Below are 11,165 nucleotides of genomic sequence, written 5' to 3' on the forward strand. Positions count from 1 at the left end.
AAGATCTCGGGCTGCAGGATATAGCGGCCGGAGATGAAGAGGTTCGAGGGCTCGGTCCCCGGCGCCGGCTTCTCGACCATGCCGGTCATGCGGTTGAGCCGGCCCTCATGTCCGTCGAGGGCGACGATGCCGTACTTGTGCGCCTCACCTTCGGGCGCGGGCTCGACGACGACCACGTTGCCGCCGGTTTTCTCGTAGGCATGGACCGCCTGCGCCAGGGCGGGCGGATCGGCCTGCATCAGCATGTCGGGCAGCAGGACAGCGAAGGGCTCGTCGCCGATCACGTGGCGGGCGCACCAGACGGCGTGGCCCAGGCCTAGCGGAGCCATCTGGCGGATGAAGCTCATCTGGCCGGGCTCAGGCAGGTCGCGGCGCAGGTCCTCCAGGATGTCGAGCTTGCCCTTGGCGGCGAGCGCCTGCTCGATCTCGGGGATAGCGTCGAAGTAGTCCTCGATCGCCGCCTGGCCGCGGCCGACGATGAAGACCATGTGCTCGATGCCGGCCGCGCGCGCTTCCTCGACGATGTAGCTGAGGATCGGGCGGTCGACGACGTTCAGGAGGTTCTTCGGAGTCGTCTTGGCGCCCGGCAACACCCGGGTCCCCAGGCCCGCCACCGGCAGCACCGCCTTGCGCACAGGCTTGCCCATTCACACCCTCCGAAACCGCACCCCGGGGCCTCCCTAAAGTGTTCCGCGGGAGGGCGGGAGAATTTTTGGGGATGAGCGGACGATCACGATTTTGAGAACGCACGAAGTTGTGTAACGTCCCGGCCGTTCCGGGGGATTCACCCCCACGGGGAGCCTATCTCATGAAGCTTCGTGTTCTGACGATCGCTACCGCCGGTGTCCTGGCTCTGAGCCTGGCTGCCTGCCAGAAGAAGGAAGAAGCCGCCGCTCCGGCCGCCGACGCCGCCGCCGCGCCCGCCGCGGACGCTGGCGCGATGTCCTCGACGGCCCCGCCGGCCGCTGAGCCGGAGAAGAAGTAAGCCTTCTTCCGATCGAAGAACTGGGAAACGGCCGCTCCGATGGAGCGGCCGTTTTCTTTTTCACTCCACGGTCACCGACTTTGCCAAATTCCGCGGCTGGTCCACGTCAGCGCCTTTCAGAATGGCCACGTGGTAGGCCAAGAGCTGGATCGGCGGGGAATAGACCAGCGGCGCGATCAGGGGGTCGCAGCGTGGGGCCGTCACCACCACGCGGGCGCCTGACGGCGCGTGCTTCTGGCCTTCCGGGTCGGTGATGAAGACCACCTGGCCGCCGCGCGCCATGACCTCGTTCATGTTCGAGGCCGATTTCTCGAAATAGCTGTCGAAGGGGGCGAGGATGACGATGGGCGTCTGCTCGTCGACCAGCGCGATCGGCCCGTGCTTCAGCTCGCCGGCGGCATAGCCCTCGGCGTGGATGTAGCTGAGCTCCTTCAGCTTGAGTGCGCCTTCCAGGGCCAGCGGATACATCGGGCCGCGGCCCAGGTAGAGGACGTCGCGGGCCTTGGAGACCTCTACCGCCACGGCGCGGACCGCCTCTTCCAGCTCGATGGACTCGGCCACCAGGCGGGGCGCCTCGATCAGCAGGCGGACCATGCGCTGCTCCTCGGCCTCGTCGATCTTGCCGCGGGCGCGGGCGGCGGCGACGGCCAGGGTGGTCAGGACGGCGACCTGGGCGGTGAAGGCCTTGGTGGAGGCCACGCCGATCTCGGGGCCGCAGTGGATCGGCCAGACCACGTCCACCTCGCGGGCCATGGTGGATTCCTGGGCGTTGACGATGGCCGCGCTCTTCATGCCCCGGGCCTGGCAGTAACGGAGGGCTGCGAGCGTGTCGGCGGTCTCGCCCGACTGGGAGACGGCGATGACGAGGGCGTCGGCCCGCAGGGCCGGCTGGCGATAGCGGAACTCGGAAGCGATCTCGACGTCGACCGGCAGGTCGGCCAGCTGCTCGATCAGGTACTTGCCCAGCAGGCCGGCGATGTAGGCGGTGCCGCAGGCGACGATCTGGATGCGCTCCAGCTTGCCGAAGTCGATGCCGCCCGGCACGGCGGTATGGTCGGTGAGTGTGTCCACATAGGCCGCGACGGTGCGCTGGCACCCCTCGGGCTGGTCGTGGATCTCCTTCTCCATGAAGTGGCGGTAGTTGCCCTTCTCGACGAGCGCCGCCGAGGCGGGGACCGTGCGGACGGCCCGCTGCGCCGGCTTGCCGTTGTGGTCGAAGATCTTCGCCGAGGCGGCGTCGATGGCCACGTAGTCGCCCTCGTCCAGGTAGGCGACGCGGTTGGTGAAGGGGCCGACCGCCAGGGCGTCGGAGCCGATGAACATCTCGCCGTCGCCATAGCCTACGACCAGCGGGCTGCCGCGGCGGGCGCCCATCACCAGCCGGTCTTCGCCCTCGATCAGCACGCCCAGGGCATAGGCGCCGACGAGCTGGTCCAGCGTGGCCTTGAACGCGTCGAGCGGCGCCTTGCCGCCCGCCAGCTCGTGGTCGAGGAGGGCGGCGATCACCTCGGTGTCGGTGTCGCTCTCGAACGTCTTGCCGGCCGTCTTCAGGCGCGCGCGCAGTTCGGCGTAGTTCTCGATGATGCCGTTGTGGACCAGCGTCACCCGGCCGACCGTGTGCGGGTGGGCGTTGCGCTCGGTGGGCGCGCCGTGGGTGGACCAGCGGGTGTGGCCGATGCCCACGGTGGCGTTCATCGGGTCCCCCGCCAGCACCTCTTCCAGCGCCTTGATCTTGCCCGCCGCCCGGCGGCGCACGACCTTGCCGCCTACGACGCCGGCCACGCCCGCCGAGTCATAGCCGCGATATTCGAGCCGCTTCAGGCTCTCGATCAGCCGCTCCTGCACGGAAATGGCGCCGACAATGCCGATGATGCCGCACATGTGGCTGGGGCTTCCTTTGTGATAAGGGCGAATCTGACGGGTCACCCTCAGTGACCGGCGCCTTTAGCATTACCAAAGGCCCGATCGACTAAATCTCAGTTTCGGATCGTTTCCAGAGCACTACCGGCAGAAAATCGATGAGCAAGCGCGCGTACTTCGGCACCGACGGCATCCGCGGCGAGGCCAACCGCCATCCTATGACCGCGGAGGTGGCGCTGCGCGTCGGCATGGCGGCCGGCAAGCTGTTCATGTCGCAGGACGACCGCCGCCACCTGGTGGTGATCGGCAAGGACACGCGGCTCTCGGGATACATGATCGAGCCAGCCCTGGTGGCGGGCTTCACCAGCGTGGGCATGGATGTGCGCCTGTTCGGCCCGCTGCCGACGCCCGGCGTGGCGATGATGACCCGGAGCCTGCGCGCCGACCTGGGCGTGATGATCTCGGCCTCGCACAACGCCTTCTCGGACAACGGCATCAAGCTGTTCGGCCCCGACGGCTACAAGCTCTCGGACGAGCAGGAGCTGGCCATCGAGGCCCGCATGGACGAGGGCCTGCAGCAGAATCTGGCCGACCCGTCGTCGCTGGGCCGGGTGCAGCGGATCGACGACAGCCAGGCCCGCTACATCGAGATCGCCAAGGCCACGTTCCCCCGGCGGCTGAACCTGTCGGGCATGCGCATCGTCATCGATTGCGCGAACGGCGCGGCTTACAAGGTGGCGCCCGAGGCCCTGTACGAGCTGGGCGCCGAGGTGATCCGCGTGGGGGTCAATCCCAACGGCTTCAACATCAACCAGGAGTGCGGCTCGACGCACCCGGCCGCCATGCAGAAGGCGGTGAAGGAGTACCGCGCCGATCTCGGCATCGCCCTCGACGGCGACGCCGACCGCCTGGTGGTCTGCGACGAGAAGGGCCAGGTGGTGGATGGCGACCAGATCATGGCGCTGATCGCCGGCGAGTGGGCCAAGCGCGACGTGCTGCGCGGCGGCGGCGTGGTGGCGACGGTGATGTCGAACCTGGGCCTGGAGCGCTTCCTGACCACCAGGAATCTGAAGCTGGAGCGGACCCAGGTGGGCGACCGCTATGTGATGGCCCGCATGCGCGAAGCGGGCTTCAACCTGGGCGGCGAGCAATCCGGACACCTGATCCTGTCGGACTTCTCGACCACGGGCGATGGCCTGCTGGCAGCGCTGCAGGTGCTCGCGGTGCTGAAGGAGAGCGACAAGCCGATGAGCGCGCTTGCCCGACAGTTCGAGCCCGTGCCTCAGAAGCTGGAGAACGTGCGCTTCTCGGGTGGCAAGCCGCTGGAGAACGAGGCGGTGAAGCAGGTGGTGGCCGACGCCGAGCAGCGGCTGACCGGCTCCGGCCGGCTGGTCATCCGCCCGTCGGGCACCGAGCCCCTGATCCGCATCATGGCCGAGGGCGACGACGAGAAGCTGGTGAACCAGCTCGTCAAGGAGATCGCCGGCGCGGTGAAGAAGGCCGCCGCCTAGGGGCCTACGTTCCGGACACGTTCCGGACGCGCTGCAAACCCGCAGAGCAGCGCTGCAGTCCTGCGCATTGTGAAGCCTGACGGCTGACTTTAAAGCCCACCGCTCACCGAACGCGGTCCGCCAAAGGGCCGGTCGGGCAACCGGGTGTGTGCAATGAACCGTATCGTGAAGTGGGCCGGCTATGGCCTGGCCGGCGTCGTGGGCGCTTGCGCGCTCGCCGTCGGGGGCGCCTTCGCCGTGTCGGAAGCGATGATCCGCTGGCCGGTGGATAAGCCGCGCGTGGCGCTGGTGGCGTCGAGCGATCCGGGCGCGGTCGAGCGCGGCCGCAAGGTGGCCAGGCTGAACGGTTGCCATGACTGCCACGGCCAGCAGCTCGAGGGGCTGAAGTTCCACGACGAGATGCCGATCATCCGCGCCTGGGGCCCGAACCTGTCGCTGGCGCTGGCCGAGCAGACCGACGCCGACTTCGACGCCGCCGTGCGCCACGGCGTGGCCGCCGACGGCCGGCGGCTATGGATGATGCCGTCCAGCGCCTTCGCCCACCTCACCGACCAGGAGATGGCCGATCTGATGGCCTACCTGCGCACCTACAAGCCCACGGGCGTGAAGCAGCCGCGGTTCCAGGTCGGGCCCGTCGGCCGTCTCGGCGTGCTGTTGGGCAAGTTCAAGTCGGAGCCCGACGCGATCAGAGCGAACGGGCGGCTGCAGATCGCCGACGCGGGGCCGGAGTACGCGAAGGGGCGCGAGATCGCCCGCACCTGCATCGAGTGCCATGGCCAGACGCTGGAAGGCGCTGAGTTCCTGAAGTCGCCTGACCTGACCATCGCGGCCTCCTACGACGCGGAGGACTTCGAGAAGCTGATGCGGACGGGGATCGCAGCGGGCGATCGCAAGCTGGGCCTGATGACGGCGGTAGGACCGTCGCGGTTCAGCGCCCTCAGCTCCGAGGAGATTTCGGCCCTGCACGGGTACCTGAAGGCCCGCGCCCAGCGGCAGTTCGCGGCGGCCGAGACCGCGCAGATCCAGTAACCCTGACGCGGCGGCAACCCTAGCGAACGCTGAAATGTTATGTCATCGTCACAACAATTCGCCCGGCTCGACCCGGGTGGACGATAGAAGAGACGGACTTGGGAGGATTTATGCGGCGCGACCTCGCCTTCACGGGCGTGGCGCGGCACGTCGAGCGGCCAGCCCGTTCGATTGCTTGCCTCGCCTTCGTGGCGGTCCTTGGCGCGGCCTTCTGGGCCGGAGCTGCGTGGATCGCTGAATTCTACCTGCGGACGCCCGGTCTAGGCTTCTAGGCCCTTCGGGGTTCCGCATTCCGCTTGCGGATGATCGAGAAGCGAAGGCTCGATCCCGCCACTGCGTCGCATAGCGGTCAGAACTCCTGCAACACCCGCACCTCCACGCTGGCCTCGGCCAGCGCCGACACGGCCGTCCCGATCACGCCGGCGTCGGTGGAGGGCGAGGGCCGCGGGTCGAAGCGGGCGATCCCGGCGTCCTCACTCACGTGGAACAACCGGGGCGCCATGGCGGCTAGATCCGGCCGACGCTGGAGTAGGTGAAGCCGCGGGCGCGGACGTCGGCGGGCTTGTAGATGTTGCGCAGGTCGATCAGCACCGGCTTGTTCATCAAGAGCTTGATGCGGTCGAGGTCGAGCGCGCGGAACTGGTCCCACTCGGTGATGATCACCAGCACGTCGGCGCCCTCGGCGACGGCGTAGGGGTCGTCCTTGAAGTCGACGTCGCGCAGCATCTGGCGCGCCTCGTGGCCCTCGGGATCGAAAGCCTGCACCTTGGCGCCCTTGTCCTGCAGCGCCGGGATGATGGCGAGCGAGGGCGCGTCGCGCATGTCGTCGGTATTGGGCTTGAAGGTGAGGCCAAGCACCCCGACCGTTTTGCCCTTCACGTCCCCGTCCAGCACCTTGACGATCTTGCGCGCCATCGCCCGCTTGCGCTCGTCGTTGATCTTCACGGTGGTCTCGACCAGCTCCACGGGCGAGCCCGCGTCGCGGGCGGTGCGGACCAGGGCGATGGTGTCCTTCGGGAAGCACGAGCCGCCGTACCCGGGGCCGGCGTTCAGGAACTTGCCGCCGATGCGGCCGTCGAGGCCGATGCCCTTGGCGACCTGCTGCACGTCGGCGCCGACGGCCTCGCAGAGGTCGGCCATCTCGTTGATGTAGGTGATCTTGAGCGCCAGGAACGCGTTGGCGGCGTACTTGATCAGTTCGCTGGTGCGCCGGCTGGTGAACAGGATCGGCGTCTCGTTGAGATAAAGCGGCCGGTAGAGCTCGCGCATGATCGCCTGGGCGCGCTCGTCGGTGGTGCCGACCACAACGCGGTCGGGGCGCTTGAAGTCCTCGATCGCCGCGCCCTCGCGCAGGAACTCGGGGTTGGAGACCACGGCCACGTCGGCCTTGGGGGCCACGCGCTTGAAGATCGCCTCGATCTCGTCGCCGGTGCCGACCGGCACGGTCGACTTGGTGACCACCACGGTGAAGCCCTGGACCAGGCCCGCGATCTCCTGGGCCGCCGCATAGACGTAGGAAAGGTCGGCGTAGCCGTCGCCGCGGCGGGACGGCGTGCCCACGCCGATGAACACCGCATCGGCCTCGCGGATCGCCTGCGTGGCGTCGGTGTCGAAATACAGCCGGCCGGCCTTCACGTTCGAGGCGACCAGGGATTCGAGGCCGGGCTCGTAGATCGGGATCCCGCCGTTCTTCAGCTGTTCGATCTTCGACGCGTCCTTGTCGATGCAGGTCACGATGTGGCCGAAGTCGGCGAAACAGGCCCCGCTGACGAGCCCGACATAGCCCGTCCCGATCATCGCCACACGCATTCAGACCTCTCCTCGAAGGCAGCGCCTTTCAACACGCGCCGCACCCTGCCGCAACGGCACAACGATTTTGCAGCGCAGCAAAATCCGCGCCGTCCAAACTGAGATCGCTCAGATCTCCTGGTTGTACTTGCCCACCTGCGGCCGCTTCGCGAGGCGGGGCTTCACCTCTTCGTGGAACAGGCGGCGCATGTCGTCCTCGGACTGGGTGCTCTCCACCACGACGACGATCTCGGGCTTGTTCGACGAGGCGCGGACCAGCACCCACGAACCGTCTTCCAGCGCCACACGCACGCCGTTCACGGTGATCAGGTCGACGATCTTGCGCCCCAGGATCGTGCCGCCGGCGTTGGCGAACTGGGTGTATTCGGCCACCACGTCATCGACGACGCCGTACTTCTCCTCGTCGGCGCAGTGCGGGCTCATGGTCAGCGACGTGTAGGCGACCGGCAGCGCCTTCTTGAGGTCGCTGAGCTTCTTGTCCGGGTTGCGGTCCAGCATGGCCAGGATCGCCGCGGCGGCGATCAGGCCGTCGTCGTAGCCGCGTCCGATTGGCGGATTCATGAAGAAATGGCCGCTCTTCTCGAAGCCGGCCAGGGCGCCCAGCTCGGCGGTCTTGCGCTTGATGTAGCTGTGGCCGGTCTTCCAGTAGACGGTCGTGGCGCCGTTGGCTTTCAGCACCGGGTCGGTGACGAAAAGGCCGGTCGACTTCACGTCGACGACGAATGTGGCGTCCTTGTGCAAGGCCGACAGGTCGCGGGCCAGCATCAGGCCGATCTTGTCGGCGAAGATCTCCTCGCCCTCGTCGTCCACCACCCCGCAGCGGTCGCCGTCGCCGTCGAAGCCCAGCGCCAGGTCGGCGCCGTGCTGCCGGACCGTCGCGGCCATGGCGTGGAGCATCACGCTGTCCTCGGGGTTGGGATTGTACTTGGGGAAGGTCCAGTCGAGCTCGCAGTCCATCTCGATGACCACGGCGACGCCCATGCGTCGCAATGCGTCGGGCGCGAAGGCGCCCGCCGTGCCGTTGCCGCAGGCCGCGACGACGGTGAGCGGGCGCTTCAACGAGACGCGCGACGCGGCGTCGGCGATGTAGCGCTCGGCGACGCCGGCGATGTGCGCCACCGAGCCGCCGGGCCGCTGCGCCCACTTGCCGCCGAGCACGATCTCCTTCAGCCGTCCCATCTCGTCGGGCCCGAAGGTCAGCGGCCGCTGCGCGCCCATCTTCACGCCGGTCCAGCCGTTCTCGTTGTGGCTGGCGGTGACCATCGCCACGCACGGCGCATCCAGGTCGAACTGGGCGAAGTAGGCCATCGGCGAGACGGCGAGGCCGATGTCGAGCACTTCGCAGCCGGCCGCCACCAGGCCGATGGTCAGCGCCTGCTTGATCGATAGCGAGTAGCTACGGAAGTCATGGCCGACCACGATCCGCGACTGGCCCATCTCGTGGATCAGCGTGCCCAGCCCCAGCCCCAGCGCCTGGATGCCCAGGAGATTGATGTCGGGCCCGAACAGCCAGCGGGCGTCGTACTCGCGGAAGCCGGTCGCCTTCACCAGCGGGCCGTTCTCGTAGTCGAAGGTGTTGGGGACGAGGTCGGCGCGGGGGGCGGACAGCATCGGAACTCCGGGGGCGAGCGACTATCGAGCGGCGTGTTTAGCCCGCCCGATAGTGGGGGCGCCACTGCGGAAGGCTTAACGGCGGGGAGCGAGGTCGGCGGACGCCGGCTACATCACCCCGGCGCGCAGCAGGTCGTGGACGTGGAGGATGCCGACGGGCTTGTCGTCCTCCACGACGAACAGGACGGTCACAGCCGGTAGCGGGTCGCTCATCAGGGCCAGGGCCTCGCCGGCCAGCATGCCGGGCGGGGCGGTCTTCTTCGGGCCCGGCGTCATCACCTCGCCCGCGGTGTGGTCCAGCAGGCCCTCGATGTGGCGGCGCAGGTCGCCATCGGTGATGGCGCCCAGGAGGCGGCCCTGCGGATCGACGACGCCGACGATGCCCCAGCGCATCTGGGTCATCACCAGCAGGGCCTGGCGCATGGGCGTCTCGGGGGCGACCAGCGGCAGCTCCTCGCGGCCGTGCATCAGGTCGGCGGCGGTGCGCAGCATGGCGCCCAGCTTCCCGCCGGGGTGCAGCACCTTGAAGTCGTGGGGCCGGAAGCCGCGCCGCTCGAGCAGCGCCACGGCCAGGGCGTCGCCCATGGCGATCTGCAGGGTGGTGGAGGTCGTGGGCGCGTTGACCGCGTCTGTGGCCTCGGGTGCGTCGGGCAGGACGAGCACGATGTCCGAAGCGCGCGCCAACGTCCCGTCGGTCGCGGCAGTGACGGCGATCAGTGGGATCGCGAAGCGGGCGGCGTAGGCGATGACGTCGGCGAGCTCGCGCGTCTCGCCGGTCTTCGAGAGCGCCAGGATCACGTCGTCGGCGCCGATCATGCCGAGGTCGCCGTGGCTGGCTTCGCTGGGGTGCACGAACATCGCTGCGCTGCCGGTGGAGGCCAGGGTGGCGGCGATCTTGCGCGCCACGTGGCCCGACTTGCCGATGCCGGTGCAGACGATGCGGCCGCGGGCGGTGAAGAGCGCCTCCACGGCCTGGGCGAACGGCTCGCCAAGCTCGCTGGCCATGCGCGCGAGCGCTTCGGCCTCGGTCTCCAGCACGCGGCGGCCGACGGCGATGGTGTCCTTGAGGGTCATTGCGAGGTGGGGTCGATCGCCTGGTTGCGGATGTTGCGGACCGCCTCTCGCGCCTGCTCGACGCGCCGCTGGGCGGCCTCGTGCTCGCGGCGCATGGCGGCCTGCCGTTCGGGCGTCCGCTGGATCGGTTCGTGGCCGAACGGGGCGGGCGAGCGGTCGCCCAGGCCCTGCGGCCACACCAGCGCCAGCGCGACGGCGGCGACGGCGCCCAGCGCCAGCAGCGGCAGGTAGAAGCGGTCGAGCATCGGCCCGCTATAGCCCGCGCCGGGTTGACGGGGTAGGGGCCCGTAGCCTAGCCGGAGGCCCCTCGCCGAAGGAGCCCGACCTTGCCCACCCTCATCCTGCTGCGTCACGGCCAGAGCCAGTGGAACCTCGAGGACCGGTTCACCGGCTGGGTGGACGTCGACCTGACGCCCCTGGGCGAGGCCGAGGCGAAGAAGGGCGGCGAACTGATCCAGGCCGCCGGCATCGCCATGGACCGGGTGTTCACCTCGGTGCTGACGCGGGCGATCCGCACGTCCTGGCTGGCCCTGGCGGCGGCCGGGCAGACCTTCGTGCCGGAGGTGAAGGACTGGCGGCTGAACGAGCGCCACTACGGAGGGCTGACCGGCCTCAACAAGACCGAGACGGCGGCCAAGCACGGCGCCGACCAAGTCAAGATCTGGCGCCGGAGCTACGACATCCCGCCGCCGGACCTGGCGCCGGGCGGCGAGTTCGACTTTTCGAAGGACCGCCGGTACGCGGGCGCCAGCCTGCCGATGACGGAAAGCCTGAAGACCACGCTCGATCGCGTGCAGCCCTACTGGGACGCCGAGATCGTGCCCTGCCTGAAAGCGGGCGAGACCCTGCTGGTGGCGGCGCATGGCAACTCGCTGCGCGCCATCGTGAAGCTGCTGTTCGACGTCTCGGACGCCGACATCGTGGGCGTCGAGATCCCGACGGGGAACCCGCTGGTGATCGAGCTGGATGCGGCCCTGAGGCCGACCGCGGCGCGCTACCTTGACGACAGCCGCGCGACGGCGATCCCGGCGATCTAGGGCCGCTCCGCCAGCCGCCCCGGCGTCACACCCAGTTCGCGGCGGACCATGGCGATGAAGGCGCTGGCGGAGTTGTAGCCGAGGGCGACGGCGGCTTCGGTGACCGAGAGGCCGTCGGCCAGGTACTGGCGCGCCATCAGGAGCCGCAGGCGCCTCCGCCATTCGGCGAAGCCCATGCCGGTGTCCGCCTGGAAGTGGCGGATGAACGAGCGGCGGCTCATGCCCGCGGCCTGGGCCAGCTCGTCGAGG

At 68.9% G+C, this 11,165-nt stretch carries 13 protein-coding genes; 5 read left to right on the forward strand and 8 right to left on the reverse strand.

The features are described 5' to 3' along the window. Positions 1–647, reverse strand: a 647-nt coding sequence (locus tag VGD44_RS22640; RefSeq protein WP_331090647.1) for a UTP--glucose-1-phosphate uridylyltransferase, incomplete at its 3' end; no start/stop codon positions are given. Between the two features lie 161 nt (positions 648–808). Between VGD44_RS22640 and VGD44_RS22645 the strand changes: the two genes are divergently transcribed. Continuing rightward, positions 809–985, forward strand: coding sequence for a hypothetical protein (locus VGD44_RS22645; protein ID WP_331090648.1), 177 nt, complete (start codon positions 809–811; stop codon positions 983–985). 60 nt (positions 986–1,045) lie between these two features. Here VGD44_RS22645 and glmS read toward each other — a convergent pair whose 3' ends face one another. After that, positions 1,046–2,866, reverse strand: coding sequence for a glutamine--fructose-6-phosphate transaminase (isomerizing) (gene glmS / locus VGD44_RS22650; protein WP_331090649.1), 1,821 nt, complete (start codon positions 2,864–2,866; stop codon positions 1,046–1,048). Between the two features lie 137 nt (positions 2,867–3,003). Here glmS and glmM point away from each other — a divergent pair, with 137 nt between their 5' ends. The 3 genes from glmM (at position 3,004) to VGD44_RS22665 (ending at position 5,657) form a co-directional block, all read left to right on the forward strand. Next, positions 3,004–4,356, forward strand: coding sequence for a phosphoglucosamine mutase (gene glmM, locus VGD44_RS22655; protein ID WP_331090650.1), 1,353 nt, complete (start codon positions 3,004–3,006; stop codon positions 4,354–4,356). Positions 4,357–4,509: 153 nt separating this feature from the next. After that, the gene (locus VGD44_RS22660) at positions 4,510–5,385 is read left to right on the forward strand and encodes a cytochrome c (RefSeq protein ID WP_331090651.1); all 876 of its coding nucleotides are present in this window, start codon (positions 4,510–4,512) and stop codon (positions 5,383–5,385) included. A gap of 110 nt (positions 5,386–5,495) precedes the next feature. Beyond that, positions 5,496–5,657: a hypothetical protein gene (locus tag VGD44_RS22665; RefSeq protein ID WP_331090652.1), complete on the forward strand. Its 162-nt coding sequence runs from the start codon at positions 5,496–5,498 to the stop codon at positions 5,655–5,657. 77 nt (positions 5,658–5,734) lie between these two features. Here VGD44_RS22665 and VGD44_RS22670 read toward each other — a convergent pair whose 3' ends face one another. The 5 genes from VGD44_RS22670 to VGD44_RS22690 all read right to left on the reverse strand — a co-directional run bounded on the left by VGD44_RS22670 (position 5,735) and on the right by VGD44_RS22690 (position 10,124). Beyond that, complete coding sequence (locus VGD44_RS22670) at positions 5,735–5,887, reverse strand: hypothetical protein (protein WP_331090653.1); 153 nt, start codon at positions 5,885–5,887, stop codon at positions 5,735–5,737. 5 nt (positions 5,888–5,892) lie between these two features. Next, entirely contained in the window at positions 5,893–7,194 is a 1,302-nt protein-coding gene (locus VGD44_RS22675; RefSeq protein WP_331090654.1) for a UDP-glucose/GDP-mannose dehydrogenase family protein, read from the reverse strand. 108 nt (positions 7,195–7,302) lie between these two features. Next, entirely contained in the window at positions 7,303–8,805 is a 1,503-nt protein-coding gene (locus VGD44_RS22680; RefSeq protein ID WP_331090655.1) for a phosphomannomutase/phosphoglucomutase, read from the reverse strand. Positions 8,806–8,913: 108 nt separating this feature from the next. Then, positions 8,914–9,879: a KpsF/GutQ family sugar-phosphate isomerase gene (locus VGD44_RS22685; RefSeq protein WP_331090656.1), complete on the reverse strand. Its 966-nt coding sequence runs from the start codon at positions 9,877–9,879 to the stop codon at positions 8,914–8,916. Then, positions 9,876–10,124, reverse strand: coding sequence for a hypothetical protein (locus tag VGD44_RS22690; RefSeq protein ID WP_331090657.1), 249 nt, complete (start codon positions 10,122–10,124; stop codon positions 9,876–9,878). Before VGD44_RS22690 ends, VGD44_RS22685 begins: the two co-directional genes overlap by 4 nt. 81 nt (positions 10,125–10,205) lie before the next feature. On the opposite strand from VGD44_RS22690, the gene gpmA reads away from it, so the two are divergent. Further along, the gene (gene gpmA / locus VGD44_RS22695) at positions 10,206–10,916 is read left to right on the forward strand and encodes a 2,3-diphosphoglycerate-dependent phosphoglycerate mutase (protein WP_331090658.1); all 711 of its coding nucleotides are present in this window, start codon (positions 10,206–10,208) and stop codon (positions 10,914–10,916) included. On the opposite strand, the gene VGD44_RS22700 is transcribed toward gpmA, so the two are convergent. After that, the coding region (locus tag VGD44_RS22700; RefSeq protein WP_331090659.1) for a helix-turn-helix transcriptional regulator at positions 10,913–11,165 on the reverse strand (253 nt) is incomplete at its 5' end. The genes gpmA and VGD44_RS22700 overlap by 4 nt on opposite strands.

Origin of the sequence: Phenylobacterium sp. (assembly GCF_036402295.1) — a bacterium.
GTDB lineage: Bacteria > Pseudomonadota > Alphaproteobacteria > Caulobacterales > Caulobacteraceae > Phenylobacterium.

Bases quoted from the DNA above. Each gene is read 5' to 3' on its own strand.
- VGD44_RS22645 (WP_331090648.1), top strand. From the start codon at position 809: ATGAAGCTTCGTGTTCTGACGATCGCTACCGCCGGTGTCCTGGCTCTG.
- glmS (WP_331090649.1), bottom strand. From the start codon at position 2,866: ATGTGCGGCATCATCGGCATTGTCGGCGCCATTTCCGTGCAGGAGCGG.
- glmM (WP_331090650.1), top strand. From the start codon at position 3,004: ATGAGCAAGCGCGCGTACTTCGGCACCGACGGCATCCGCGGCGAGGCC.
- VGD44_RS22660 (WP_331090651.1), top strand. From the start codon at position 4,510: ATGAACCGTATCGTGAAGTGGGCCGGCTATGGCCTGGCCGGCGTCGTG.
- VGD44_RS22665 (WP_331090652.1), top strand. From the start codon at position 5,496: ATGCGGCGCGACCTCGCCTTCACGGGCGTGGCGCGGCACGTCGAGCGG.
- VGD44_RS22670 (WP_331090653.1), bottom strand. From the start codon at position 5,887: ATGGCGCCCCGGTTGTTCCACGTGAGTGAGGACGCCGGGATCGCCCGC.
- VGD44_RS22675 (WP_331090654.1), bottom strand. From the start codon at position 7,194: ATGCGTGTGGCGATGATCGGGACGGGCTATGTCGGGCTCGTCAGCGGG.
- VGD44_RS22680 (WP_331090655.1), bottom strand. From the start codon at position 8,805: ATGCTGTCCGCCCCCCGCGCCGACCTCGTCCCCAACACCTTCGACTAC.
- VGD44_RS22685 (WP_331090656.1), bottom strand. From the start codon at position 9,879: ATGACCCTCAAGGACACCATCGCCGTCGGCCGCCGCGTGCTGGAGACC.
- VGD44_RS22690 (WP_331090657.1), bottom strand. From the start codon at position 10,124: ATGCTCGACCGCTTCTACCTGCCGCTGCTGGCGCTGGGCGCCGTCGCC.